At 68.5% G+C, this 26,289-nt stretch carries 27 protein-coding genes and 1 tRNA gene; 3 read left to right on the top strand and 25 right to left on the bottom strand.

Going from position 1 to position 26,289, the window contains the following annotated elements:
* Nucleotides 1-38: 38 nt before the first annotated feature.
* The 23 genes from AX721_RS07560 to AX721_RS07450 all read right to left on the bottom strand — a co-directional run bounded on the left by AX721_RS07560 (nt 39) and on the right by AX721_RS07450 (nt 21,708).
* Complete coding sequence (locus AX721_RS07560) at nt 39-299, bottom strand: DUF1467 family protein (RefSeq protein ID WP_068875405.1); 261 nt, start codon at nt 297-299, stop codon at nt 39-41.
* Between the two features lies 1 nt (nt 300).
* Nucleotides 301-723 (bottom strand): methylmalonyl-CoA epimerase, encoded by a 423-nt coding sequence (mce, locus tag AX721_RS07555; protein WP_068875404.1) that lies wholly within the window; start codon nt 721-723, stop codon nt 301-303.
* A 62-nt stretch (nt 724-785) separates the two neighbouring features.
* Entirely contained in the window at nt 786-3,017 is a 2,232-nt protein-coding gene (locus AX721_RS07550) for a CoA transferase (protein WP_068875403.1), read from the bottom strand.
* 92 nt (nt 3,018-3,109) lie between these two features.
* The gene (locus AX721_RS07545; protein ID WP_068875402.1) at nt 3,110-4,789 is read right to left on the bottom strand and encodes a ribonuclease J; all 1,680 of its coding nucleotides are present in this window, start codon (nt 4,787-4,789) and stop codon (nt 3,110-3,112) included.
* A complete protein-coding gene (locus AX721_RS07540; RefSeq protein WP_068875401.1) occupies nt 4,789-5,565 on the bottom strand; it encodes a type III pantothenate kinase in 777 nt (258 codons plus the stop codon). The genes AX721_RS07545 and AX721_RS07540 overlap by 1 nt, the downstream gene beginning before the upstream one ends.
* Nucleotides 5,566-6,306 (bottom strand): biotin--[acetyl-CoA-carboxylase] ligase, encoded by a 741-nt coding sequence (locus tag AX721_RS07535; RefSeq protein ID WP_068875400.1) that lies wholly within the window; start codon nt 6,304-6,306, stop codon nt 5,566-5,568.
* A 3-nt stretch (nt 6,307-6,309) separates the two neighbouring features.
* The gene (gene nuoN, locus AX721_RS07530) at nt 6,310-7,737 is read right to left on the bottom strand and encodes an NADH-quinone oxidoreductase subunit NuoN (RefSeq protein WP_068875399.1); all 1,428 of its coding nucleotides are present in this window, start codon (nt 7,735-7,737) and stop codon (nt 6,310-6,312) included.
* Between the two features lie 10 nt (nt 7,738-7,747).
* Entirely contained in the window at nt 7,748-9,229 is a 1,482-nt protein-coding gene (locus AX721_RS07525) for an NADH-quinone oxidoreductase subunit M (RefSeq protein ID WP_068875398.1), read from the bottom strand.
* Nucleotides 9,230-9,243: 14 nt separating this feature from the next.
* A complete protein-coding gene (gene nuoL, locus AX721_RS07520; protein ID WP_068875397.1) occupies nt 9,244-11,340 on the bottom strand; it encodes an NADH-quinone oxidoreductase subunit L in 2,097 nt (698 codons plus the stop codon).
* A 6-nt stretch (nt 11,341-11,346) separates the two neighbouring features.
* Nucleotides 11,347-11,652, bottom strand: coding sequence for an NADH-quinone oxidoreductase subunit NuoK (nuoK, locus tag AX721_RS07515; protein ID WP_156467060.1), 306 nt, complete (start codon nt 11,650-11,652; stop codon nt 11,347-11,349).
* Nucleotides 11,652-12,275 carry an NADH-quinone oxidoreductase subunit J gene (locus AX721_RS07510; RefSeq protein ID WP_068875395.1) on the bottom strand — a complete coding sequence of 208 codons (624 nt, stop codon included), beginning with the start codon at nt 12,273-12,275 and terminating at the stop codon, nt 11,652-11,654. The genes nuoK and AX721_RS07510 overlap by 1 nt, the downstream gene beginning before the upstream one ends.
* A gap of 98 nt (nt 12,276-12,373) precedes the next feature.
* Complete coding sequence (gene nuoI, locus AX721_RS07505; RefSeq protein ID WP_068875394.1) at nt 12,374-12,865, bottom strand: NADH-quinone oxidoreductase subunit NuoI; 492 nt, start codon at nt 12,863-12,865, stop codon at nt 12,374-12,376.
* Nucleotides 12,865-13,068, bottom strand: a complete 204-nt coding sequence (locus AX721_RS07500; protein ID WP_068875393.1) for a hypothetical protein — start codon at nt 13,066-13,068, stop codon at nt 12,865-12,867. The genes nuoI and AX721_RS07500 overlap by 1 nt, the downstream gene beginning before the upstream one ends.
* Entirely contained in the window at nt 13,065-14,141 is a 1,077-nt protein-coding gene (gene nuoH, locus AX721_RS07495; protein WP_068875392.1) for an NADH-quinone oxidoreductase subunit NuoH, read from the bottom strand. Before nuoH ends, AX721_RS07500 begins: the two co-directional genes overlap by 4 nt.
* 6 nt (nt 14,142-14,147) lie before the next feature.
* Nucleotides 14,148-16,187: an NADH-quinone oxidoreductase subunit NuoG gene (nuoG, locus tag AX721_RS07490; RefSeq protein WP_068875391.1), complete on the bottom strand. Its 2,040-nt coding sequence runs from the start codon at nt 16,185-16,187 to the stop codon at nt 14,148-14,150.
* 6 nt (nt 16,188-16,193) lie between these two features.
* A complete protein-coding gene (nuoF, locus tag AX721_RS07485; RefSeq protein WP_068875390.1) occupies nt 16,194-17,507 on the bottom strand; it encodes an NADH-quinone oxidoreductase subunit NuoF in 1,314 nt (437 codons plus the stop codon).
* Nucleotides 17,507-18,187 (bottom strand): NADH-quinone oxidoreductase subunit NuoE, encoded by a 681-nt coding sequence (gene nuoE / locus AX721_RS07480; RefSeq protein ID WP_068875389.1) that lies wholly within the window; start codon nt 18,185-18,187, stop codon nt 17,507-17,509. Before nuoE ends, nuoF begins: the two co-directional genes overlap by 1 nt.
* A 7-nt stretch (nt 18,188-18,194) precedes the next feature.
* Entirely contained in the window at nt 18,195-18,545 is a 351-nt protein-coding gene (locus AX721_RS07475) for a nuclear transport factor 2 family protein (protein WP_068875388.1), read from the bottom strand.
* Nucleotides 18,542-19,780, bottom strand: coding sequence for an NADH-quinone oxidoreductase subunit D (locus AX721_RS07470; RefSeq protein WP_068875387.1), 1,239 nt, complete (start codon nt 19,778-19,780; stop codon nt 18,542-18,544). The genes AX721_RS07475 and AX721_RS07470 overlap by 4 nt, the downstream gene beginning before the upstream one ends.
* On the bottom strand, nt 19,777-20,124 hold the full coding sequence (locus AX721_RS07465; RefSeq protein ID WP_156696805.1) for a hypothetical protein: 348 nt from the start codon (nt 20,122-20,124) through the stop codon (nt 19,777-19,779). The genes AX721_RS07470 and AX721_RS07465 overlap by 4 nt, the downstream gene beginning before the upstream one ends.
* A gap of 11 nt (nt 20,125-20,135) precedes the next feature.
* Entirely contained in the window at nt 20,136-20,765 is a 630-nt protein-coding gene (locus tag AX721_RS07460) for an NADH-quinone oxidoreductase subunit C (RefSeq protein WP_068875385.1), read from the bottom strand.
* The gene (locus tag AX721_RS07455; protein ID WP_197422496.1) at nt 20,762-21,361 is read right to left on the bottom strand and encodes an NADH-quinone oxidoreductase subunit B family protein; all 600 of its coding nucleotides are present in this window, start codon (nt 21,359-21,361) and stop codon (nt 20,762-20,764) included. Before AX721_RS07455 ends, AX721_RS07460 begins: the two co-directional genes overlap by 4 nt.
* Nucleotides 21,331-21,708, bottom strand: coding sequence for an NADH-quinone oxidoreductase subunit A (locus AX721_RS07450; RefSeq protein WP_068875383.1), 378 nt, complete (start codon nt 21,706-21,708; stop codon nt 21,331-21,333). Before AX721_RS07450 ends, AX721_RS07455 begins: the two co-directional genes overlap by 31 nt.
* 240 nt (nt 21,709-21,948) lie before the next feature.
* Here AX721_RS07450 and AX721_RS07445 point away from each other — a divergent pair.
* Together AX721_RS07445 and AX721_RS07440 are read left to right on the top strand one after the other, a co-directional pair.
* Nucleotides 21,949-22,025 (top strand) — tRNA-Asp (locus tag AX721_RS07445).
* 238 nt (nt 22,026-22,263) lie between these two features.
* Nucleotides 22,264-22,956 (top strand): response regulator transcription factor, encoded by a 693-nt coding sequence (locus AX721_RS07440; protein ID WP_068875382.1) that lies wholly within the window; start codon nt 22,264-22,266, stop codon nt 22,954-22,956.
* Between the two features lie 187 nt (nt 22,957-23,143).
* Here the strand turns inward: AX721_RS07440 and AX721_RS07435 are convergent, their stop codons facing one another.
* Nucleotides 23,144-25,312, bottom strand: a complete 2,169-nt coding sequence (locus tag AX721_RS07435) for a penicillin acylase family protein (protein ID WP_156467057.1) — start codon at nt 25,310-25,312, stop codon at nt 23,144-23,146.
* Between the two features lie 142 nt (nt 25,313-25,454).
* Here AX721_RS07435 and AX721_RS07430 point away from each other — a divergent pair, with 142 nt between their 5' ends.
* On the top strand, nt 25,455-25,655 hold the full coding sequence (locus AX721_RS07430) for a hypothetical protein (protein WP_068875381.1): 201 nt from the start codon (nt 25,455-25,457) through the stop codon (nt 25,653-25,655).
* A 15-nt stretch (nt 25,656-25,670) separates the two neighbouring features.
* On the opposite strand, the gene AX721_RS28675 is transcribed toward AX721_RS07430, so the two are convergent.
* Nucleotides 25,671-26,240, bottom strand: a complete 570-nt coding sequence (locus AX721_RS28675; protein ID WP_068875380.1) for a response regulator transcription factor — start codon at nt 26,238-26,240, stop codon at nt 25,671-25,673.
* Nucleotides 26,241-26,289 lie beyond the last annotated feature (49 nt).

Here is a 26,289-nt window from a genome sequence, read left to right as displayed (position 1 = left end):
CTGGAACCTTGGCAACGATGAGGCGGCTTTCCGGTTCCTCAGTAGGTGCTGGGCAAGTTCGGCAACGTGATCAGGCCGAACTTTATCACCAGCCAGACGATGGCGAACAGGACGACCGAGACCAGCGTCGTGGTCACGAACTTCTTCTTCAGCTTGGGGTCCACCGGCGCGCCCGGATCGCCGCCGTCGCCCTTGTCGATCCCGGCCTCGGCATGGCTGGTCACGCCCAGGGGCAGGACGGCGAACAGCACCGTCCACCAGATGGTCAGGAAGATCGCGACGGAGGTGAACGGGCCCATCTCAGTGCGCGCCCTTCGGCGTTTCCATCAGCTCGACCAGGACGCCGCCCATGTTCTTCGGGTGGACGAAGATCACCGGGGCGCCATGCGCGCCGATCCGCGGCTTGCCGCCGTTCAGCACGGTGGCGCCCTTGGCGACCAAGTCGTCGCGCGCCGCCTCGATGTTCTCCACCTCGAAGCAGATGTGGTGCTGGCCGCCCGCCGGGTTCTTCTCCAGGAAGTTCTTCAGCGGCGAGGCCTCGCCATAGGGCTCGATCAGCTCGATCTGGCTGTTCGGCAGATCCACGAAACAGACCCAGACGCCCTGCTCCGGCATGGCGAACTTCTCGCCGATCTTCGTGGCGCCCAGCATGTCGCGGTACATGGCGACCGACTGCTCGATGGAGGGCGTGGCGACGCCCACGTGGTTCAGTTTCCCGATCATGCCTCGCCTATACGCCGCCGCGGGCCGGCGCGCGAGATCACGTTGCGGCACGAGGTGCGGCCTTAGAACACGGCCCCCGCCGCCATCAGCGCGGCGATCCGGTCCGGCGCGATCCCGTAGTCGGCCAGCACCTCCGCCGAATGTTGGCCCAGGTCCGGCGTCGGGCGACGGAACCCACCCGGCGTGCGGCTGAACTCGGCGTAGCCCTTTGCGGTGACCATCGGCCCCAGCCGCGGATGCGCCCAGCCTTCCACGAAACCGTTCTGCGCCAGGAAATCGTCATCCAGCGCCTCGCCGCCGCGCAGGACCGGCGCCGCCGCGACCCCCGCGCTCCGCAGCGCCGCCAGCGCCTCGGCCCGGATCCACTCCGCCAGCGCCGCGGCGATCCGCTCGGCCAGGGCCCCATCCCGCGGCTCGGCCAGCGGCGCCTCCCCGATCTCCACGCCCAGGACGCGGCCCACGGCCTGCGCCGCGTCCGCCGTCTCCGCCACCAGCCCGATCCAGCCGTCGGTGCAGGCGTAGTAGCGATGCAACGCGGACACCCCCAGGCAGTCGACCCCGCCCAGGTCGTTCGGCGGCCGCCCGTCGTAGGTCACCAGCTCGCCCGACTGGAAGAGCAGGCTCTGGGCCATCAGGCTGGTCAGGACCTCCTGCCCCTCTCCGGTCCGTTCCCGCGCGTTCAGCGCCGCCACGACCGCCGAAGCGACCGTCGCCGCCGTGGCGATATCGTTCACCGCGATGGTGTGCAGGATCGGATCACCGTCCCCACCCTGCGCCGCCATCATCCCGCCCTCGGCCTGCAGCAGCGGGTCGAACCCCGGCAGGGCCGCCCGCGCGCCGGTCTCGCCATAGGCGTTGATCGAGCAGGACACGATCCGCGGGTTCACCGCCTTCAGCGCCGCATAGTCGATCCCGAGACGCCCGCGCACGCCCAGCCGGTAGTTGTCGATCACCACGTCGGCGCCGCGGACCAGATCCAGAAGCAGGTCCCGGCCCTCCGGGCGCTTGAGGTCGAGGCCAAGCCCCCGGGTCCCCCGGTTGTAGGCCAGGAACTGCGAGCCGTCGGACCGGAACATGTCGGCCTCGCGCGGCTCGATCTTGATCACGTCGGCGCCAAGCTGCGCCAGGATCGTCCCGGCATAGGCGCCGGCGATCACCGTCCCAAGGTTCAATACCCTGACACCGGCCAGCGGTCCGCCGGCGGGTGCGGCGCGGGCGGGATCGGCTCCCTTCGCAGGCCAGGCGGGGGCTTCGCCGACCACCTGCGGCAACGCCCTGACGCTGGCCGGCGTCGCGCCGAACTTCACCGGCGGCGCCGGCATCGCGACCTCCCCCAGCTCCGGATGCGGCAGCACGAGCCGCAAGCCTCCCTCCGCCACCGCCGCGCCGGCGAACCAGGCTTCCCGCGATCCCACCGGCGCGCACGGCACGTCGTTGGCCCGCAGCGCCGCCAGCCATTCGTCGCGGGTGCGGGTCAAGAACATGCCCTCGAGCAGGTCGCGGGCCGCCAGCATGTCGGCCTCCAGCGCGTCGAAGGCGTCCTCCAGGCCCAGGACCTCGAAAGCCTTGCGATAGAAGCCGGTGAACAGCGTGCCCAGGAAGAACCATTCCCCGTCCGAGCCCTGGTAGAGGCGGTAGCGCGGGTTTGCCCCCGGCGGCGTGCCCCGCGGCAGCGGCGGCTCGCTCAGCACCAGGGCCGGCGGCGCCGCCTGCGCCGAGCCGTGCAGGCCACTGACCGTCAGGGCCTGGCCCCGGCCGCTACGCGAACGTTCGAACAGCGCCGCCCCGATGGCGCCGGCCCCCAGCACCGCCTGGGCGTACCAGCAGATAGGGATCACCAGGTGGATGGGAGCATCGCTCCACGCCCCCTGGCGAAAGGCCACGCCCGTCAGCCCGGCCAGCAGGCTGTGGTGCGCCGGCAGGTCGCTCCAGACGCCCGTGGTCCCGTAGGGCGGCATCCAGGCGTGGACCAGGTGCGGATACGCCGCCGTCAGGTTCGCGCCGTCGAGTCCTAGCGCCTCCAGCCGCCCTGGCGCGGCGTCGAACAGCGCTACGTCCGCCCCGGCGACCAGCGCCTTCGCCGCAGCCAGGCCCTCACCCGTCTCGAGGTCCAGGGTCACCACCTGCTTGTTGCGGTTCCAGGCGAGGTAGCCCGGGTGGCTCGCCATCCGGTCGCCGCCCGGCGGCTCGACCTTCACCACCTCGGCCTCGAGATCGCCCAGCAGCATGGTCGCCATCGGCCCCGCCACGCCCTGGCTGAAATCGACGATGCGGACGCCGCGGTACGCTGACATCTGAAGCGGCCTCCCCTGCCACGCAGCGGCGCGCTTCCCGCGTCTCGCGCCCGCCATCAAACCCGCGCTTCGAACGCGGGGCAACAGGCGAGCTAGATGCGCAGCACCGTCGTCTCGACGACCGGCCGACGGCCCCAGATCCGCTGGCTGGCCTTCTTCACGGCGCGGGAGATCGCGGTCTCGATGCTGTCGTCCAGTTCCTTCTGGTCGCCCTTCAGCCGCTTGATCGCCTCTTCCGCCTCGTCGGCCAGCTCGTCCAGCACCTCGTCCAGGTGGTCCTCGTCCTCGGTGGGCAGGCCCAGGGCCCGCACCTGCGGCCCGCTGGCGATCTTGCCGCGGCCGTCCAGAACGACCGACACCGCCACCACGCCGTTGAACGCCGCGTGCCGACGCTCGCGCAGGGCCTCGCCGTTCTCGGGCGTCATCACCCCGGCGTCCACGAACAGGCGGCCGGCCGGCACCTCGTCGATGATCTCGGCCCGGCCGGGGGCCAGGCGCACCATGTCGCCGTTGCGCGGCGTCACCTGCTGCGGCACCTGCAGGTCGCGGGCGAAGGCGGCGTGCTCCATCAGGTGGCGGCGCTCGCCGTGGGTGGGCACCGCGATGGTCGGCCGCGCCCACCGGTACATCTCGGCCAGTTCGTCGCGGCACGGGTGGCCGCTCACGTGGATGCCCGGATGGTCGCGCTCGGTGTAGAGCCGCACGCCCCGCTCGGTCAGCTTGTTCTGCAGGTTGCGGATCGGGATCTCGTTGCCGGGGATCACCCGGCTGGAGAACACCACGGAGTCGCCCGCCCCCAGGTTCACGTGCGGGTGGGTGCCCTCGGCGATCCGCGCCAGGGCCGCCCGCGGCTCGCCCTGGCTGCCGGTGCACAGGTACAGCACCCTGTTCTCGGGCAGGTGCTTGGCCTCGGTGTCGTCCAGGAACGGCTGGATGTCCTGCATCAGCCCCACGGACTTCGCCGCCGCCGCCATCCGGTGCATCGACCGGCCTGCCAGGCAGACCCGACGCCCCGCGGCCTCGGCGGCGCGGATCACGCTGTCCATCCGCGCCACGTTGGACGCGAAGCAGGCGACGGCCACCTTGCCCTTCAGCCCGCCGATCAGGTTGGTCATGGCTACGCGGACCTCGGCCTCCGAACCGGCATGGCCGTCCACGAAGACGTTGGTGGAGTCGCAGACCATCGCCAGCACGCCCTCGTCGCCCAGCCGGCGGATGGCATCCTCGTCGGTCACTCCGCCCAGCAGGGGGTCGGGGTCGATCTTCCAGTCGCCGGTGTGCAGGATCGTGCCCAGCGGCGTGCGGATCGCCAGGCCGTTCGGCTCCGGGATCGAATGGGTCAGGGTGATCAGGTCCAGCTTGAACGGGCCCAGCTCGATGGAGCCGCCCAGCGGCACCTCGGTGATCGACACCTCGTCCAAGAGGTCGGCCTCGCGCAGCTTCTCGCGCAGGATGAAGGCCGTGAAGGGCGTGGCGTATACCGGCGCCTTCATCCGCGGCCACAGCCAGGCCACCGCGCCGATATGGTCCTCGTGCGCGTGGGTCAGCACGATGCCCAGGATGCGGTCGGCGTACTGCTCGATGTACTCAGGGTCCGGCAGGATCACCTCGACCCCCGGGGTCGTCTGGTCGCCGAACGTCACGCCCAGGTCGACGACGATCCACTTGCGGTCGTGCGCCGGCCCGAAGCCGTACAGGTTGAAGTTCATTCCGATCTCGTTGGACCCGCCGAGCGGCAGGAACACGAGTTCGTCGTTCTTGGATTTCGCCATCAGGCCTTTTTCGTTGCGTTGCGGCGCCAGATTTCCAGCATGCCGCGAATGGTGAGGTCGGAGTCGAAATGGTCGATCGCCATTGTCGCTCCATGGAAGAGTGAAGCGACGCCGCCGGTCGCCACCACGGTGAGATTCTCGTCCCGCTCGGCCTTGATCCGGGCGATGAGGCCCTCGATCAGGGCGATGTAGCCCCAGAAGACCCCGGACTGCATGGCGCCGACGGTGTCCGTGCCGACGACGCGCTGGGGCCGCTGGATCGCCACGCGGGGCAGCTTGGCCGCCGCGCTGTGCAGCGCTTCCATCGACAGGTTGATGCCCGGCGCGATCACCCCGCCCTCGAAACCGCCATCGGCGGCGATGACGTCGAAGGTGGTGGCGGTGCCGCTGTCGATGACGATCAGCGGGCCGGGATAGACCACGTGCGCGCCGACGGCGTTGACCAGGCGGTCCGCGCCCGCCTCGGACGGCTTGTCAATCCGCACGGGAATGCCGAGATCGACATTCTCGCCGATCACCAGCGGCTCCACATGTAGGTATCGCCGGGCCAGATTGCGAAGATTGAAGATCGACTGCGGCACGACGCTGGAGACGATGCAGCCGTCGAAGGCGCCCAGCGCCAGGCCGGCCATGTTCAAAAGCTGCGACAGCCAGACCGCGTATTCGTCCGCGGTCCGGGTGGAATCGGTCGCCGCCCGCCACTGGGCGATCCAGGACGTGCCGTCATGCACCGCGAAGAGGGTGTTGGTGTTGCCCTGTTCGATCGCTAGCAGCACTCACGTCCCTCCAAAGAACACGTCGCCCGCCGTTATGCGCTCCAGGCCGCCGTCGTCCAATCGCAGACGCAGCGCCCCGTCCGGGTCCATCCCCTCGGCCACGCCCTCGACGGTCCGGTTCGGCAGGCGCGCCACGCAGCGCTCACCCAGGCCCACGGCGCGCTCGGACCAGCCCGCCGCGATCGGCGCGAAGCCTTGGGTGGCCCAGAGGCTCCGCCACCGCTCGAAGGCCTGCGCCAGCACGTCCAGCGCCACCAGCGGCTCCGGCGCCGGGCCGGCCATGTGGTCGGCGAAGGCCGTCGCCGGTCGCTCCAGGTCCTGAGGGGCGTGCTTCAGGTTCACGCCCACGCCGACGGCCAGCCACAGCCGCCCGTCAGGCCGGGCGCCGGATTCCACCAGGATGCCCACCGCCTTGCGGCCATGCACGAGCACGTCGTTGGGCCACTTCAGCCGCGCCGCGCCGGGGCCCAGGCAGGTGTCGGCGAGGTCGCAGGCCGCCAGCGCCGCCACGAACGACAGCTGCGCCGCCTCGGCGGGCGGACGGTCCGTCAGGGTCAGAAGGGTGGCGGCGAGGTTGCCCGTCTCGGTGGACCAGGGTCGCCCGCGCCGGCCGCGCCCCGCCGTCTGCACGCCCGCGGCGATCCACACCGGCCCCGCCTCCCCGGCCTCGGCGCGGCGGCGCGCCTCGGCGTTCGTGGAGTCCAGCTCGACGTACGACTCGATCCGCGGGCGGCTCGCCAAGCGCTAGGCCAGGCCGAAGGCGTGCGCCGCGCGCTCGGCCAGCGGGTCCAGCCAGCCCAGCGCCAGGATCACGACCGGGAAGGCGAACAGGGCCGTTACGATGGCGATGGCCTTGGCTTCGAACGGCGGCTTGTCGGTGGCGCCGGTGCTGCCGTCGAACCACATCACCTTGATCAGGCGCAGATAGTAGAAGGCCGCCACGACCGAGCCCACCAGGCCGATCACCGCCGGCCCCCACAGGCCCGCGTCCAGGGCCGCCTTGAACACGAACACCTTCCCGAAGAAGCCGGAGAAGGGCGGCAGGCCCAGGGCCGACAGGGAGAAGACCGTCATCGCCAGGGCGATGCCCGGCTGTTCCTTGATCAGGCCGGCCATGTCCTCGACGGTCTCCATCGACCGCCCCTGCCGCGACAGCGCCGCGAGACAGGCGAAGAAGCCGGTCACGTCGATCATGTAGAGGACCATGAACACCAGCATGGCCTGCACGCCCTCGCTGGTGCCCGAGGCCAGGCCCAGCAGGGCGTAGCCCACGTTGGCGATCGAGGAATAGGCCCAGAGGCGCTTGAGGTTCTTCTGCACCAGGCCCGCGAAGGCGCCCACCGCCACCGAGATCAGGGCGATCGCCACCAGCACCTGCTGCCACTGGCCCGCCGCGCCGGCGAAGGCGTCGCCCAGCACGCGGGCGAACAGCACCATGGCGGCCAGCTTGGGCGCCGCGGCGAAGAAGGCCACGACCGGCGTCGGCGCCCCTTCGTAGACGTCCGGCGTCCACATGTGGAACGGCGCGGCCGAGACCTTGAACGCCAGGCCGCAGATCACGAACACCAAGCCGAACAGCAGGCCGGTGTTGGCCTCGTCGCCCGCGGCCGCCGCGATCTCGGTGAACAGGGTCGAGCCCGCGAAGCCGTAGATCAGGCTGGCGCCGTACAGCAGCAGGCCCGACGACAGGGCGCCCAGCACGAAGTACTTCAGCCCCGCTTCCGACGCCTTGGCGTTGTCCCGATGCATCGCCGCCATGACGTAGAGAGCCAGCGAGTGCAGCTCGACCCCGACGTAGAGCGAAATCAGGTCGCCCGACGAGGCCATCATGCCCATGCCCAGCGCCGCCAGCAGGATCAGCACCGGGTACTCGAAGTTCTTCACCCCGCGCCGTTCGAACCAGGGCAGTCCCAGCGGAATCGCCACGGCCGAGGCCACGTAGATCGCGACCTTGGAGAAGGTGGCGGCGGCGTCCGAGATCAGGCCGCCGGAGAACGCCACGCCGAACGGCTGGGTGGCGGCGGCGGCGGCGGCGGCCAGCAGGACCAGCACGCTCGCCCCGCCGACCAGCCCGGTCTGCTTGGGCATGAAGGCGCCCACCACCAGCAGGGCCAGGGCCCCGACGGCGAGGATGAGTTCAGGATAGGCGTACGCCAGGTGGGCGGAGATCATGGTTGGCCCCTCACCCGCCGATCGCCGCCTGGTAGACCCGCACGAGCTGGTCCACCGACGCCTGCGTCAGGTTGAACACGGAATTGGGCTGCACGCCCATGTAGAGGGTGGAGACGATCAGCGGCGCGAAGATCGCCACCTCACGCCAGTTGAGGTCGGTGATGCCCTCGAGCTTGGGGTTGGTCATCGGACCGAACACGACCGCCCGGTAGAGCGTCAGCATGTACACCGCCGACAGGATCACCCCGGTGGCCGCGAGGATCGCGGTCCAGGTGGACACCTGGTAGACGCCCGTCATCGACAGGATTTCACCGACGAACCCGCTCGTCCCCGGCAGGCCCACGTTGCCCATGGTGAACAGCATGAACACCGCGGCGTAGACCGGCATCCGCGTGACGAGCCCGCCGTAGAACTTGATCTCGCGGGTGTGCATGCGGTCGTAGATCACGCCGACGCAGAGGAAGAGCGCCCCCGAGATCACCCCGTGGCTCAGCATCTGGTAGATCGCGCCCTGCTCGCCCTCGGCGTTGCCCGAGAAGATGCCCATGGTGACGAGACCCATGTGCGCCACCGACGAATAGGCGATCAGCTTCTTCACGTCGGTCTGCCGGAAGGCGACCAGCGAGGTGTAGATCACCGCGATCACCGACAGGGCGAACACCAGCGGCGTGAAATAGTCCGAGGCGTTGGGGAACATCGGCAGGCTGAAGCGCAGGAAGCCGTAGCCGCCCATCTTCAAGAGGATGCCCGCGAGGATCACCGAGCCGGCCGTCGGCGCCTCCACGTGGGCGTCGGGCAGCCAGGTGTGCACCGGCCACATGGGCATCTTCACCGCGAACGAGGCGAAGAAGGCCAGCCACAGCCAGGTCTGCACTTCCGGCGCGAAGGAATAGGTCATCAGCTCCGGGATCGAGCTGGTGCCGCTGATCCCGATCATGAACAGGATCGCCGCCAGCATGAGCACCGAGCCCAGCAGGGTGTAGAGGAAGAACTTGAACGCCGCGTACACCCGCCGCGCCCCGCCCCAGATGCCGATGATCAGGAACATCGGGACCAGGCCGAACTCGAAGAAGATGTAGAACAGCACCAGGTCCAGCGCGCAGAACACGCCAATGACCAGGGTCTCCAGGATCAGGAACGCGATCAGGTACTCGTGCACCCGCGTCTCGATCGAGCGCCACGAGGCCATGATGCAGAGCGGCATCAGGAACGCGGTCAGCAGCACGAACAGGATCGAGATCCCGTCCACGCCCATCCGGTAGTTGAGGCCCATGAACCAGGGCGTCTCTTCCAGGAATTGGAAGCCCGGGTTTGCCGGATCGAAGCGGACGACCAGCAGGACGGACAGCGCCAGGGTCGCCAGCGTGACGATCAGCGCCACCCACTTGGACGTCTCGGCGCTCTTGGCCTCGCTGCCGCCGAAGAGCTTCAGCGCGAGGATCGCCACCACGCCGGCCAGCGGCGCATAGGTGATGAGGGAGAGAAGCGGCATCTAGGTCATCCCCCTCAGGCGGCCCAGGCCCACAGCGCGTAGGTCAAAAGACCCGCGACGCCGAGAAGCATGACGAAGGCGTAGTGATAGACGTAGCCGGACTGCAGGCGACCGGCGCCCTTGCCCACCTGGACCGACAGCGCCGAAACCCCGTCCGGGCCCAACCCGTCGATGATCTTCTGGTCGCCGCCCTTCCAGAACAGGTCGCCCAGGAGCTTCGCCGCGCGGACGAACGTCGCCTGGTAGATCTCATCGAAGAACCACTTGTTGTAGAAGAAGGTGTAGAGCAGCCCGTTGTTGGCCGCGAGCTTCGCGCCCAGGCCCTCGCGCCAGATGTACATGTAGGCCGCGACCAGCAGGCCGCCCACCGACACCACCAGCGGCGCCCACACCACCCACAGCGGAGCGTGGTGCCCGGCCTCGGCGTGCTCGGCCGGCGCATGGAAGATCGCGCCACGCCAGAACTCGCCCTGCTCGGCGCCGATGAACTGGTGATGGAAGAACCAGCCGGCGAAGATCGCCCCGATCGACAGCACGATCAGCGGGATCCGCATCGTCCAAGGACTCTCGTGCGGCAGGTGGTCGCCATGGCCGTGCCCGTCGTGGTGGGCCTCCGGCAGCGGCTCGTCGTGGCTCTCGGCCTGGGCCGAGGTCGCGTGGTCGTCATGGCCGTGGCCATGGTCGCGGTTGTGCCAGTGGTGCTCCAGGTCCTCGGGCGTCCACCGCGCGTGGCCGTTGAACGTGAAGAACGCGACCCGCCAGGAGTAGAAGGCGGTCAGGCCCGCCACCAGGATGCCGATGGCGAAGGCGAAGTAGCCCATGGGATGGCCCGCCCCGCCGGCCTCGTAGGCGGCGTGGATGATGGCGTCCTTGGAATAGAAACCGGCGAAGCCCAGCTCGATCCCGGGGATGCCCAGGCCGGTGATGGCGATCGTGCCGATGGTCATCACCGCATAGGTGATCGGCAGGTACTTCTGCAGCGCGCCGTAGCGGCGCATGTCCTGCTCGTGCGCCATGCCGTGGATCACCGAGCCGGCGCCCAGGAACAAGAGGGCCTTGAAGAAGGCGTGCGTGAACAGGTGGAACATGGCCGCCTGATAGGCGCCCACGCCTGCGGCGAAGAACATGTAGCCCAGCTGCGAGCAGGTCGAATAGGCGATCACCCGCTTGATGTCGTTCTGCGTCAGGCCGACCGTGGCGGCGAACAGCGCGGTCACCGCGCCGATCACCGTGACGATGTTCTTGGCCACCGGGGCGTACTCGAACATCGGCGACAGCAGGCAGACCATATAGACGCCGGCGGTCACCATGGTGGCCGCGTGGATCAGGGCCGACACCGGCGTCGGGCCTTCCATGGCGTCGGGCAGCCAGGTGTGCAGGAAGAACTGCGCCGACTTGCCCATGGCGCCCACGAACAGCAGCGCGCACGACAGATCGATCAGCGAGAACCGGCCGCCCGCGAAGTCCCAGCCCTGGCCCAGGGCGCCCTGGATCATCGGGAACAGCTTGGCGAACTCGATGGTCCCGAAGGCCCAGTAGACCGTCATGATCCCCAGGGCGAAGCCGAAGTCGCCCACCCGGTTGACCACGAAGGCCTTGATCGAGGCGGCATTGGCCGTGGCCTTGTGGTGCCAGAAGCCGATCAGGAGGTACGAGGCCAGGCCCACCCCTTCCCAGCCGAAGAACAGCTGCATGAAGTCGGCCGCGCTGATCAGGCTCAGCATGGCGAAGGTGAACAGCGACAGGTAGGCGAAGAACCGCGGCTTGGCCGGGTCGTCCGCCATGTAGCCCCAGGAATAGAGGTGCACGAGCGAGGAGACGGTGGTCACCACCACCAGCATCACCGCCGACAGGCCGTCGAGGCGGAACGCCCAGTTGGAGACGAACTCGCCCACGTGGATGAACGGGGCGTAGGTGACCGTGAACGGCTCCAGGCCGCCCCAGGTCCACTGGCTGAACACCACCCACGACAGGATGGCCGACAGGAACAAGAGGCCGGTGGTGACGGCCATCGACGGTTTGTCGCCGATGATCTTGCCGAACAGGCCCGCGACGACCGCGCCGATCAGCGGGCCGAACAGGATGATGGTGACGAGGGCTTGGGGATCCACTTGCGCTTAGCCCTTCATCATCGAGGCGTCGTCCACGGCGATGTCGCCGCGGTTGCGGAAGAAGGTGACCAGGATGGCCAGGCCCACGGCGGCCTCCGCGGCCGCCACGGTGAGCACGAACATGGCGAAGATCTGCCCGGTGAGGTTCCCGAGGTACGCCGAGAAGGCCACCAGGTTGATGTTCACCGCCAGCAGGATCAGCTCGATCGACATCAGGATGACGATGATGTTCTTGCGGTTCACGAAGATCCCGAAGACCCCGATGGTGAACAGGATCGCGGCGACCGCGAGATAGTGCGCGAGGCCGATGATCATTCGCCGATCCCTTCGCCCGACTTGGGGTTCACGAGCTTCATGCCGGTCTTCGGCGTGCGCAGGACCTGGTCCATGATCACCTGCCGCTTCACGCCGGGCTTGTGGCGCAGGGTCAGGACGATCGCGCCGATCATCGCCACCAGCAGCACCAGGCCGGCGGCCTGGAAGAAGTAGATGTAGTCCGTGTAGAGCACCCGCCCGATCGCCTCGGCGTTCGAGAGCGTGGAGCCCTCGCCCGACGCCATCGGCGTGAGGCTGTCCTTGGCCGCGCCCTGGCTCGACACCGTGGTCGCCACCAGCACCATCTCCGCCGTCAGGAACGCGGCGATCAGCAGGCCCAGCGGCATGTAGCGGGCGAAACCTTGCCGGAGCGAAGCGAAGTCCACGTCCAGCATCATCACGACGAACAGGAACAGCACCGCGACGGCGCCCACGTAGACCACCACCAGCAGCATCGCCAGGAACTCCGCGCCCAGAAGCACGAACAGCCCCGCCGCCGAGAAGAAGGCCAGGATCAGCCACAGCACCGAGTGCACCGGATTGCGGGCCGAGACCACGCAGAATCCGGCGGCCACGGTCACCGCCGCCATGAGGTAGAATGCGATCGCCTGCAGGGCCATTCGGCTCTTCTTTGTCCCTCGGTTTTACTCAGGTCGCCGGCGGCCTTTGACGGGCGTTCGACGGGTCGAAATGCAGTGCTTGGAATCGCGCCGCGGTCTTAGCGGTACGGCGCGTCCAGTTCCAGATTCTTCGCGATCTCGCGTTCCCAGCGGTCGCCGTTATCCAGCAGGCGCTCCTTGTCGTAGTAGAGCTCCTCGCGGGTCTCGACGGCGAACTCCAGGTTCGGCCCCTCGACGATGGCGTCCACCGGGCAGGCCTCCTGGCACAGGCCGCAGTAGATGCACTTCACCATGTCGATGTCGTAGCGGGTGGTCCGGCGGCTGCCGTCGGCGCGCGGCTCGGCCTCGATGGTGATCGCCTGGGCCGGGCAGATGGCCTCGCAAAGCTTGCAGGCGATGCAGCGCTCTTCCCCATTGGGATAGCGGCGCAGCGCGTGCTCGCCGCGGAAGCGCGGGCTCTGCGGGTTGCGCTCGTGCGGGTACTGCACGGTCTTCTTCGGCGCGACCATGTACTTCATGCCGAGCCCGAAGGCGCCGACGAAGTCCATCAGCGCCGCGCCCTTCAGGGCCTGTCCGATCCGGTTCAGCATCACTTCTTCTCGCAGGCGTAGTCGTCCAGGTACTGGACGTCGCCGTTCTTCTGGAGCTTCAGGGTCCCGCCCTTGGCCGCGCAGGCTTCCTGCGCCGCCTTCAGGTCGTCATAGGTCGCGATGCCCCCGCTCTTGCCGAAGCCCGCGCCGCTCGCGCAGGCGTTCAGCGACACGAGGGCCAGGATCGCGACGGCCGCCTTCATTGCCCCGCCCCCGGCAGGCCCGTGTAGACGCGCCAGCCCGCCACCACGGCCACGGCCACCAGGGAGGTGGGCAGGAACACCTTCCAGCCCAGCCGCATGAGCTGGTCGTAGCGGTAGCGCGGCACGATGGAGCGCACCATCGCGTTCATGAAGAACACGAAGAAGGTCTTCATGGCGTAGAAGAACAGGCCGTGCAGGCCCACCAGCCACGCGGGCCACGCGGCCAGGTACGGCGTCGGCCAGGGGGCGTTCCAGCCGCCCAGGAACAGCACCGCCATCAGGCCGCTCATCAGGACGATGTTCGCCGTTTCGGCCAGGTAGAACAGCATGTACGGCGTCGAGCCGTATTCCACCGCGTAGCCGGCCACGAGCTCCGACTCCGCCTCGGGCAGGTCGAAGGGCGGGCGGTTGGTCTCGGCCAGGCCCGAGATGAAGAAGATCACGCCCATCGGGAACATGATCAGGATCAGCGGCAGGTTCTGCAGGCCGCCGCCGAACATGTACCAGTTCCAGAACCCGCCGGCCTGGGCCTCGGTGATCTGGTTCAGGTTCATGGTGCCGGCCAGCAGGATCACCGTGATGATCACGAAGCCGATCGAGACCTCGTAGCTGACCATCTGCGCGGCCGACCGCAGCGAGCCCAGGAACGGGTACTTCGAGTTCGAGGCCCACCCGCCCATGATGATGCCGTAGACGCCCATCGAGCTCACGGCGAACAGGTAGAGGATGCCGACGTTGATATCCGACACGGCCCAGCCGGGCGCGATCGGCATCACCGCCCAGGCGCCCAGCGCCAGGGTCACGCTGATCAGCGGCGCCAGCAGATAGACCGCCTTATCCGCGCCCGCCGGGATCACCAGCTCCTTGATCAGGAACTTGCCGAGGTCCGCGAAGGACTGCAGCAGGCCGAACGGGCCCACGACGTTCGGGCCCTTCCGCGCCTGGACGCCCGCGAAGATCTTGCGGTCGCCGTAGATGATGAAGGCGATGGTCAGCAGCAGGACGACGGTGACGGCCAGGATGTGGGCCACCGTGATGAGGGTCCAGCCGACGGGGGTGCTCCAGAATTCCATCGGCCCCTACTCCGCGGCGATCTTGGCCGCGCCCGAGGCGAGCGAGGCGCATTCGGCCATCGTCGTGCTGGCGCGCGCGATGGGATTGGACAGGTAGAAACTCTTCAGCCCGCTGCGGAACGGGGTGTCCGACAGCTCGCCCTTCGCGCCCAGGGCCGCGAAGTCCACCGCCGCCGGGACCGCCGGCACATAGTCGATACGGCCGAAGGTCGGGTGTTCCTCGAACAGCCGCGCCCGCAGCTCGTCCAGGCTGTCGTACGGCAGCTTGGCGCCCAGGCGTTCGCTGAGCGCCCGCAGGATCGCCCAGTCCTCCTTGGCCTCACCTTTCGGGAACACGGCGCGGAAGCCCATCTGCACCCGGCCCTCGGTGTTCACATAGAGGCCGTTCTTCTCGGTGTAGGCGGCGCCCGGCAGGATCACGTCGGCGCGGTGCGCCCCCGCATCGCCATGGGTGCCGAGGTAGACGACGAAGGCGTCGGTCTTCGACAGGTCCATCTCGTCGGCGCCCAGCAGGAAGAGCACGTCCGCCCCGCCCTTCTGCACCAGTTCGCCGGCCGTCTTGCCGCCCGCGGCCGGGACAAAGCCCAGGTCCAGGCCGCCGACCCGGCTCGCCGCCGTGTGCAGCACGTTCCAGGTCATGCCGAAGGTCTTGGCGACCCCGGCCGCCGCCTGCAGCACGGCCGCGCCGTCGGCCCGCGCCAGGGCGCCCGAGCCCACGATGATCGCCGGGGCCTTGGCTTCCTTCAGGGCCTGGACGAACGGCGCCTTCGACTTGGCGAAGCCCGTCAGGGTCGCCGCGCCCGTGCCCAGGTGCGCGTAGTCGTAGGTCAGGTCGACCGCCTCGCCGATCATGGCGATGCGCACGGCCCCGGCCAGCCAGCGCTTGCGGATCCGGGCGTTCAGGACCGGCGCCTCCAGGCGCGGGTTGGTCCCGACCATCAGGATAAGGTCAGCGTCCTCAAGACCTTGCAGGGACGAATTGAACAGCCAGCTCTCGCGCTGACCGCCGCCCAGCGCCATGCCGTCCTGGCGGCAGTCCAGGCTCTTCACGCCCATCCCGCCGAAGAGGTCCTTGGCGGCCTTCATGGACTCCGCGTCCTGCAGGTCGCCGGCGATCACGCCGATCCGCTCCGGGCTGGCCGCCTGCACCTTGGCCGCCACGGCGTCGAACGCCTCGGCCCAGGTCGCGGGACGCAGCTTGCCGTTCTCGCGGATGAAGGGCCGGTCCAGCCGCTGGCGGGACAGCCCGTCCACGGCATAGCGCGTCTTGTCCGAGATCCACTCCTCATTGACCGCCTCGTGGGTGCGCGGCAGCACGCGCAGCACCGCCGGCCCGCGGGCGTCCACCCGGATCGCCGAGCCGATGGCGTCCATCACGTCGACGCTCTCGGTCTTCTTCAGCTCCCAGGGCCGGGCGTTGAAGGCGTACGGCTTGGAGGTCAGCGCGCCCACCGGGCACAGGTCGATCACATTGGCCGACAGCTCCGACGCCACGGCCTTGTCCAGATAGGTCGTGATTTCAACGTCTTCGCCGCGGGAGATGAGACCGATATCCGGCACCCCGGCCACTTCTGTGATGAAACGGACGCAGCGGGTGCACTGGATGCACCGGGTCATGACCGTCTTGATCAGCGGACCCATGTACTTTTCTTCGACGGCCCGCTTGTTCTCGGCGTAGCGGCTCTCGTCGCGGCCATAGCCCATGGCCTGGTCCTGCAGGTCGCACTCGCCGCCCTGGTCGCAGATCGGGCAGTCCAGCGGGTGGTTGATCAGCAGGAATTCCATCACGCCGTGGCGCGCCTTCCGCACCATCGGCGTGTCGGTGAAGATCTCCATGTTCTCGGCGGCCGGCAGGGCGCAAGACGCCTGCGGCTTCGGCGGGCCGGGCTTCACCTCGACCAGGCACATGCGGCAGTTGCCGGCGATGCTCAGGCGCTCGTGATAGCAGAACCGCGGGATCTCCTTACCGGCGAGCTCGGCCACCTGCAGGACGTTCATCCCGGCTTCGAACTCGACCTCGACCCCGTCGACCTTGGCGATAGGCATCCGTTCTTACTCCGCCGCGATCGAGGCGCCGGCGTACGAGCCCTTGCGCGCGCGGTATTGGGTGATGCGGTCTTCCACCTCGTGGCGGAAGTGGCGGAACAGGCCCTGGATCGGCCAGGCGGCCGCGTCGCCCAGGCCGCAGATCGTGTGGCCCTCGACCTGGCTGGCCACGTCCAGCAGCAGGTCGATCTCGGACATCTCGGCCTCGCCGGTGACCATCCGCTCCATGACCCGCCACATCCAGCCGGTGCCCTCGCGGCACGGCGTGCACTGGCCGCAGCTCTCGTGCTTGTAGAAATAGGCCGCCCGCGCGATCGCCTTCACCAGGTCCGCGTCCTTGTCGAAGACGATCATGGTGCCGGTGCCCAGGCCCGAGCCCCGCGCCTGCAGGTCCTCGTATGTCATCACGGCCTCTTCGCACTGATCCGCGGGGATCATGCGCACCGAGATGCCGCCGGGGATCACGGCCTTCAGGTTGCCCCAGCCCCCGCGGACCCCACCGAAGTGGTCCTCGATCAGCTGCTTGACGCTGATGCCCACAGCGTCCTCGACGACGCAGGGCTTGTTCAGGTGGCCCGAGCCCGCAAACAGCTTGGTGCCGGTCGACTTCTCGGTGCCGAAGCCGGCGAACCAGTCGGCCCCGCGGCGCAGGATGGTGCCCACGACCGAGATCGTCTCGACGTTGTTCACCGTGGTCGGGCAGCCATAGATGCCGGCGCCGGCCGGGAACGGCGGCTTCAGCCGCGGCTGGCCCTTCTTGCCCTCGAAGCTCTCCATCAGGGCGGTCTCGTCGCCGCAGATGTAGGCCCCGCCCCCATGCTGGACGCGCACGTCCACGTCCCAGCCGTGGATGTTGCCGGGGCCGATCAGCTTGGCGTCATAGGCCTGCTTGATCGCCGCCAGCAGGCGCTCGCGCTCGTGCACGTACTCGCCGCGGATATAGATGTAGGCCGTGTGCGCCCGCATGGCCTTGCAGGCGATCAGGCAGCCCTCGATCAGCAGGTGCGGATCGTTGCGCAGGATGTCGCGGTCCTTGCACGCGCCCGGCTCGGACTCGTCGGCGTTGACCAGCAGGTAGTGCGGACGCTCGCTCTCCTGCTTGGGCATGAAGGTCCACTTGAGGCCGGTGGCGAAGCCCGCCCCGCCCCGGCCCCGCAGGCCGCTGGCCTTGATCTGGTCGCAGATCCACTCGGGCGTCTGGGCGACGATGTCGGCCGTGCCGTTCCACGCGCCACGCGCCCTCGCCCCCTCCAGGCCCCAGTCACGCTGGCCGTAGAGATTGAGGAAGATGCGGTCCTTGTCGGCGAGGATGCCCGCCATCACGCCTTCTCCTTCGCCGGCTTGCCGGCCTTGGGCGGCAGGTTCGGGATCTTGATCTTCTTGCCCAGCGAGCCGTCGAACAGCTTGGGATCGGTCAGGGTGATGTTCCCGCCTTCCGGGGCCGAGCCCTGGCGGCCGATCATCGAGCCCGGCTTGGGCTTCTTGCCGGCCGCGAACTCGTCCAGCAGTTTCTCGAAGCTCTCGGGCGTCAGGTCTTCGTAGTAATAGTCGTTGATGGCGGCCATCGGCGCGTTGGCGCAGGCGCCCAGGCACTCGACTTCCTGCCAGTAGAACTTGCCGTCGGCCGAGCGATGGTTCTGCGGGCCGATCCTGCGCTTGCAGACCGCCATCAGCGCTTCCGAGCCGCGGGTCTGGCAGGGCGTCGTGCCGCACACCTGCACCAGGGCGTGGGTGCCCACCGGCTCCAGCATGAACATGGTGTAGAAGGTCGCCACCTCCAGCACCCGGATCACCGGCACGCCCAGCAGTTCGGCCACGGCGCGGATCGCGGGCTCGCTGACCCAGCCTTCCTGCTTCTGGACCAGCCACAGGATCGGCACCATGGCCGACTGGTGCCGGCCCGCCGGGAAGTTGGCCATCCAGCCCTTGGCGGCCTTCAGCGTCGCCGGCGTGAACTCGAAGCTGGCGGGCTGGTGGGGAGAAAGACGGCGGACGCTCACGCGGGCCTCACTTACGGAAATCCACGCGGGCGATCTTGCCGCCGGCGATGGTGTAGATGGCGATCACCTGGAAGGTCTCCCCGCCCGGCGAACGGCTGACGTGCTCGTGGTCGATCACCGTGTTCCCCACCACGATGCGGTTGAGGAGCTCGGCCCGGTTCTGCGGGAAGTCCGCGAACACCTGGACGTACTTGGCGCGATAGGCCGCGATGCCCTGGATGTTCACCGCCCCGTTCAGGTCGGCCACCACCACGTCGTCGGCGAAGAAGGCGCAGTGGGCGTCCAGGTCCTGGGCGTTGTAGGCGTCGAACTGGCCCTGGACGAGGTCGACGGGGCTGAGCTGGGTGGTGGCGCTCACCGGTCGATCTCCCCGAACACGATGTCCAGCGAGCCCAGGATGGCGGACACGTCGGCCAGCATGTGGCCGCGGTTCATCCAGTCCATCGCCTGCAGGTGCGGATAGCCCGGCGCGCGGATCTTGGCCCGGTACGGCTTGTTGGTGCCGTCGCTCACCAGATAGACCCCGAACTCGCCCTTCGGCGCCTCGACCGCGGCATAGACCTCGCCCGGCGGGGTCCGATAGCCCTCGGTGAACAGCTTGAAGTGGTGGATCAGCGCTTCCATCGACCGCTTCATCTCGCCCCGGCGCGGCGCGGCGATCTTGTTGTCGTCGATCAGCACCGGGCCCGGCGTCTTCAGCAGCCGCTCGCAGCACTGCTTCATGATCTTCGTGGACTCCCGCATCTCCTGCATGCGGCAGAGGTAGCGGTCGTAGCAGTCGCCGTTCACGCCCAGCGGAACGTCGAACTCCATCTCGTCATAGGCCGCATAGGGCTGGCTGCGACGCAGGTCCCACGGGATGCCGGAGCCCCGCACCATCACGCCCGAGAACGAACGCGAGATCGCGTCTTCCTTCGTCACCACGCCGATGTCGACGTTGCGCTGCTTGAAGATGCGGTTGCCCGTGATCAGGCCTTCGATGTCGTCGCAGATGCGCGGGAAGCCGTCGCACCAGTCCAGGATGTCGCGCACCAGCGCTTCCGGCAGGTCCTGCCGTACGCCGCCGACGCGATAGTAGTTGGCGTGCATCCGCGCGCCCGAGGCCCGCTCGTAGAACACCATCAGCTGCTCGCGCGGCTCGAAGCCCCACAGCGGCGGCGTCAGGGCGCCCACGTCCATCGCCTGCGTCGTGACGTTCAGCAGGTGGTTCAGGATCCGGCCGATCTCGTCGTACAGCGTGCGGATCAGCTGCGCCCTGTACGGCGCTTCGATCTGCAGCAGCTTCTCGATCGCCAGGCAGTAGGCGTGCTCCTGGTTCATGGGCGCCACGTAGTCGAGGCGGTCCATGTACGGGATCGTCTGCTGATAGGGCCGCGCCTCCATCAGCTTTTCGGTGCCGCGGTGCAGCAGGCCGATGTGCGGGTCCACCCGCTCCACCACCTCGCCGTCGAGTTCAAGCACCAGGCGCAGCACGCCGTGGGCCGCCGGGTGCTGCGGGCCGAAGTTGATGTTGAACTTCCGGACCGGGGTCTCGGGAACCTTGGGGTCGTGGAAGTAGTCGGTGGATTGGGCGGGAGCGTTGTCGCCGGTCATGGCTTGGCCTCGCGCTTTTGCCGCTCCACTTCGCAGAGGGCGAGGAAGTGGCTCACGTGCAGCATCTTCTGGCTCCCGGCCAAGCCCATCGTCGCGTAGTCCTTCTCCAGCGCCTTGTGGGCGCCATCGAGCAACTGCTCCTGCTTGGCTCGGTCCGGCTGGACCCTGTCGAATTCGGCCATCCAGTAGGTCAGGCCCTCGTCCACACTTTTCGGGATTTCAACGCCCTCAGACATGCGGCCCTTGTAGTGCAGGGCCGCAATGATGCAGCCGGCTACAGGCTTGGCAGCCTCCTGTCCCATGGCAGGCGCCGTCATGGCGGCCGACGCGCTCATGGCAATCATGGCCGCGCCCCTCATTTGGCGCCTCCCCGGCTCTTCTCGTCGCCCGGCAGCAGGGCGGCGAAGCCCTTCTCCGCGCCTTCCCAGGGCGAGAGGAAGTCCCAGTTGCGCCATTCCACGGACTTCACGGGCTCGTAGACCACCCGCTTCAGCTCCTCGTCGTAGCGGACCTCGACGTAGCCGGTCATCGGGAAGTCCTTCCGCAGCGGATGGCCGTGGAAGCCGTAGTCGGTGAGGATCCGGCGCAGGTCGGGGTGTCCGTCGAAGAAGACGCCGTACATGTCGAACGCCTCGCGCTCGAACCAGTCGGCGGCCGAGAACACGCCCACCACCGACGGCACCGCGGTGTCTTCGTCCGTCTGCACTTTGATCCGCACGCGGCGGTTCTTGGTCATCGACAGCAGGTGGTAGACGACGTCGAAGCGCTTCTCGCGCTCGGGATAGTCCACCCCGCACAGGTCGATCAACTGGTGGAAGCCCTGGACGTCGCGCAGGTAGGTCAGCGCCTCGACGATCCGGGCCGCCGGCGCCGTCAGCGTCAGCTCGCCATAGGCCACCTCGGCGCCCGTGACGACGCCCTTGGCCTCTTTCAGGATCGCCTTGCCCAGCTTCCCGAGGTCGGAGTCCGAAACCGGCCAGCTCATCGGATGATGGTCCCCGTCCGGCGGATCTTCTTCTGCAGCTGCAGCACGCCGTAGACCAGCGCCTCGGCGGTCGGCGGGCAGCCGGGCACGTACACGTCCACCGGCACGATCCGGTCGCAGCCGCGCACCGTCGAATAGCTGAAGTAGTAGTAGCCGCCGCCGTTGGCGCAGCTGCCCATCGAGATCACGTACCGCGGCTCGGGCATCTGGTCGTAGACCTTGCGCAGCGCCGGGGCCATCTTGTTCACCAGCGTGCCGGCGACGATCATCACGTCGCTCTGGCGCGGGCTGGCCCGCGGGGCGAAGCCATAGCGCTCCAGGTCGTAGCGCGGCATGGACGCCTGCATCATCTCGACGGCGCAGCACGCCAGGCCGAAGGTCATCCACATCAGCGAGCCGGTGCGCGCCCAGGTGATCAGGTCGTCGACGCCGGCGGTGACGAAGCCCTTGTCCGCCAGGCGCTGCGAGACGCCGTCGAAGAACGGGTCGTGCTTCTGCGGGTCATAGCCCTCGACGGTCGAACGGCCGGCGGACAGGGCCGGGACGGCTGAATTGGGGGGAACGATCACTCCCATTCCAGGGCTCCCTTCTTCCACTCGTAGATGAACCCGACGGTCAGCACGCCCAGGAAGGTCATCATCGACCAGAAGGCGTACTTCGCCACGTCCGGCGGCAGCTTCATCAGCGACACGGCCCACGGGAACAGGAACGCGACTTCCAGGTCGAAGATGATGAACAGGATGGAGACCAGGTAGAACCGCACGTCGAACTTCATCCGCGCGTCGTCGAAGGCGTTGAATCCGCACTCGTACGACGACAGCTTTTCCGGGTCCGGCGCCTTCGGCGCGAGCACGGTGGCGGCCAGGATGAAGACAATGCCCAGCACCGCCGCGATCCCGAGGAAGATCACGATGGGCAGGTACTCTTTGAAATAGGCTTCCATGGAGTCTCCGGCGGGAGTCGCGGCGCCCTTCTAGACCGATCATCCGGGCGTTTCAAACTGCCCTTGTGCGACGCGAAATGACGCTGGTTCCAACGCTTGCGAATGCGTCGCAATGTCTTGGAGCGGCCCGGTTTTCCACCGCGATCGCGACCCTCGCGCCAAATGCCGCGCACTTGTCCGTTGACACGATTCCGACCCGCCCATATGAGAGCCGCCTTCCGCAAGACCAGACGGTCCTGCGCGGGTGTAGCTCAGTTGGTTAGAGCGCCGGCCTGTCACGCCGGAGGTCGCGGGTTCGAGCCCCGTCACTCGCGCCACTTGCGGGGAAACTCCCCTCGTCACGATGTCCCAGCGCACGCGCCCCGTTGCGTTCGACCGTTTGCGTCCGGACAGACCGCGCCGCCCCCGCATCAACCCCTACGGGAATCTCCATAGGTAAACGGCCCGGATTTCGGCCGACCCCGTCCCCGTGGTTCAACATGGTTAACGAATTCGAGGCCGGGCGGACGCCAGAGCGATCCGCCCCGGGCTCAGCCAGAAACGGGAGAATCGGTGATGCAAGTCCTCGTCGTTGAAAGCCAAGCCGCCGCCGCCAAGAGCCTGGAGCTCCTGCTGACCGCCGAAGGCCACACCGTCTATACGACGGACTGTGGCGAGGAGGCCTGCGACCTGGCCCGCATCTACGACTACGACGCCATCTTCCTGGCGGTCGACCTCGAGGACATGACGGGTGTCCAGACCCTGCGGGCCCTGCGGACGCGGAAGGTCCCTGCCCCGGTGATCATGCTGGGCGAGGCCGGCGTCGAGGCCCGGGTCGAAGCCCTGGCCTCCGGCGCCGACGACGTGGTCGCCAAGCCGTTCCACAAGGCCGAGCTCCTGGCCCGCCTGGCCGCCGTCGTCCGGCGCGCCCGCGGCCACACCGACTCGGTCCTGCGCACCGGCCCCATCGCGCTCAACCTCGCGACCCGCCGGGCGGAAGTGGCCGGCCAGCCGATCCACCTCACCCCCAGCGAGTACAAGATGCTCGAGCTGTTCTCCCTGCGGAAGAACACCGCCCTCTCCAAGGAACAGTGCCTCAACCACCTCTACAACGGCATGTCCGAGCCCGAGCCCAAGATCATCGACGTCTTCGTCTGCAAGCTGCGCAAGAAGATCGCCGCGGCCAACGGCGGCGACGCCCGGATCGAGACCGTCTGGGGCGGCGGCTACATGCTCCGCGACCAGCCCGAACAGCGCCTCGCCGCCTGAGGCTCACCCTCCCCCGCCGTGGCGCGTCAGCGCCGATAATTCGACCACGAACGACACGAACCACACGAACGGGTCCAGGGGTCGCCGGCCTTGCGAACGACGAGACGCGTTCGTGTGGTTCGTGTGGTTCGTGGTTCAAAAAGGCAGCGCCTACGGCGCGCACAAGGTCGATCGCGGGCGGCGCCCACTACTCCCCAGGCCGGTAGGTCCGTTCCGTCCGTCCGGCCAGCTGCTCGGGATAGAAGTACACCGGCCTGAGCGCCCCGGCCGCATAGCGCTGGGCCTGGTCGTTGAAGTGCGGGCTCTTCGGGTCGCCGCTCTCGCCGCCCGCGCTGATCGCCACCGCCTGCACCTTGGGCCCGAACTCAACCGCCGCCACGAAGCTGTTGCCGCTGGTCCCGTAGTAGCGCTTGGTCCCCGGGTACCGCTTCGCCCCGAACGAGGCCAGCGAGCCCCACTGGGCCGAGGTGAACGGCACGGCGATGCTGGGCCCGTCGTCCCGGAACGTCTGCACGATGTCGCCGGTCAGCCGCTGGAAGCGGTTGATCTCGCCCCAGGGCGTGCGCCAGGTCCCGAAATCGGCCGTCAGCCGGTCCGTGGCCTCGCTCAGCGCCGCCAGCCGCTCGGCGTCGCTGCTGCGCGTGGCCATATAGTCCCAGACGCTCATCTTCGCCGCCCGCGCCGCCGGCGCCGCCTTGGCCCACAGCGCCTCGCCCCAGAACACCGCCAGCGAGGTCTCGGTCGAGGCGCCCGCCCACTTGAAGTCCCAGGCCCGCAGCGCCGCGACCGGCTCGGCCAGCTTCGCCTTCAAGGGATCGCCCGCCGGCGCGGCGTCGTACGCAGCCGTCAACGTCGGGATCAGCCGGGCGAAGGCGGTCAGGTACGGGTCGTAGGCGGCCTCCACGAGGCGCTCCAGGGTGAAGTCCGTCCGCCCCTCCAGCACCCGGATCGCGTGCGGCCCCCGCGGGTTCTGGCCCGCCTCGTCCATGTATTTGGGGAAGGCCTCGCGCTTGGGGCTGTCCGGCCCCGCCGCCGCATAGGGCCAGTCGTTGGCGTTGTAGACCCAGCCCACGCCGGGGCTGATCACCCGCGGCGCCTCGGTCAGGGCGTGCAGCCCCTTCCAGTCCGTCGCCGGATTCGCCCCGTCGACGGGCTTCGTATAGTCGAACCGGTCGTCGCGCCGGGGGATGAACTGCGGGTGCAGATAGGCCGTCGCGCCCTTGCTGTCCGCGAACAGGGTGTTGTTCGACGAGTTGGCCTTGAACTGGTCCGCCACCTTCAGGAACGAGGCCAGGTCGGTCTGCTTCGTCCGCAGGAACGACTGCTGCAGCGCCTCCACCGGCTTGTGCATCATGGAGAAGGCGATCCACTTCTCGCCCTCGGCCCGCACGATCGGCCCGTGGTGGGTGCGATAGACCGTGAAGCTGCGGCTCTTCATCGACCCGTCCGCCCCCCGGTACGGCACGGCCACGGTCGACACCGTCACCGGTCGGGCCTCCTTGCCATAGCGGTACATCAGGGTGCCTGGCGTGCGGATGATCGTCTCGGCGAACTCGTCCACCACGTCCACGCCGCTCGAGGTGTGCATCCAGCCGGCGCGCTCGTTGAAGCCCTGGTAGATGAAGAACTGGCCCCAGGTCACCGCCCCATAGGCGTTCAGCCCCTCCTCGCTCGTCATCTGCAGTTCCGAGCGGAAGAAGAACGAGGTGTGCGGGTTGATCAGCAGCAGGGCGTGACCGTCCCTTGTGATCTTCGGGCCGATCGCGATCCCGTTCGACCCCGACGGCTCCTTGAACGCGAACGGGTCCTCGACGGCCGCCGAGCGCGTGCCGCCGTAGAACGCCTCCAGCTCCTTCAGCGAGATCCGTTCGATGTCCCCGCCGATGCTGCCTTCCGTAAACGAGAGCGCCATCCAGGGCTCAAAACGCGTGATCGCCCGCGGCTTCACCTCCGGATGCGTCGCCAGGTAGAAGTTGAGCCCGTCCGCCCAGGCGTCCATCAGCGCCTTCAGCCACGCCGGGCTCCTGGCATAGTCGGCCTTCAGGCCCTCGGGCGTGATGAACAGCCGCTGGCGCAGGTCCTGCCAGATCGCCTTCTCGCCCTCCGCCTCGGCCATCCGGCCCAGGTTCGTGAGGTAGTTGGTCTCCACCCGGTTGAAGTCGTCTTCGGCCTGGGCGTAGGCCATGCCGAACACCGCGTCGGCGTCGGTCTTGCCCTTCACATGGGCGATGCCCCAGTCGTCCCGGGCGATGCTGATCCGCGCCGCCTGCGCCCGCCATTCGGCCATCTCGTCGGCCAGAGCCGGCGTCGCCAGCAGCGACAGCACCAGGGCAAGCGATCCCAACCTCACAGGCATACCTCCAGATCCGAACAGGGCCGCACCTCGCCCGCTCGCCCGGGCCTTGTCCAGCCTGCGACGCCCTGCCCAGCGGCAGCCGCTTGGAACTGTCGGAGACTCAAGCTCTTTTTGTCCCCGGGGCCATGTTTGGAGTTACCCGATGACGGACGCTACCTACGTCGCCTTCGTGCCCAACGGGAAGAGCGCGAAGCTGCGCTCGGTCCTCCAGGCCGAAGACACCGGCGCCCTCACCTGGCGCGAACGCAAAGTCATGTTCGGCAGCGAGTTCTATTTCTCGGGCCCGCCCAAGCTCGCCAGAGCCACCCACGCCTACGTCAGCCAGTGGGTCGTCGCCCACTAGCGGCAGACGCCACCTTCAGATGATCCGCGCCTTCTGGGCGCGGGCCACGGCGTCGGTCCGATTGACGGCTCCCAGCCATTCGCTCAGCCGCGCCACATGCACCTTTACCGTGGCGGGCGAGATGCCCAGGCGGCGGGCGATCTCCTTGTTGGTCAGGCCTTCCGCCAAAAGGCCCAGCACCTCGCGCTGCCGGGGCGGCAGGCGCTGCGCCTCGCACGCCTTCAGCCCGGGAACCCGCGCGCCGATGGCCTCCATCAGGAGCTCGGCCTTGGCGTTCTTGGAATAGACCCCCGCCACGCCGCAGGCCCGCACGGCCTCCAGCACGGCCTCGTCCTGGATGCCGGTGACCACCAGCATGGCCGCGCCGGGCGCTCGCGCGCGGAGTCCCTGGATTCCCGCCACCGGGTCGGCGCCCGGCATGGACAGGTCCACCAGCAGGAAGTCCGGCCGCACGGCCGCGGCCAGGGCCCAGGCGGTCGGATAGTCCCCGGCCTCGTCCAGGCCGACGTCCGGCCAACGGTCGCGCATCGCCCCGGCCAGCGCCTCGCGCATCAGCGGATGGTCATCGCAGATCACGCCGCGCATCGGACCTCCCCCGCCGCCCCGACCGGCAGGCGGATGAAGAACGCCGCCC

Source organism: Phenylobacterium sp. CCH9-H3, from assembly GCF_001557235.1.
Lineage (GTDB): Bacteria > Pseudomonadota > Alphaproteobacteria > Caulobacterales > Caulobacteraceae > Phenylobacterium.
This window is presented reverse-complemented; position numbering and strand designations above follow the sequence as displayed.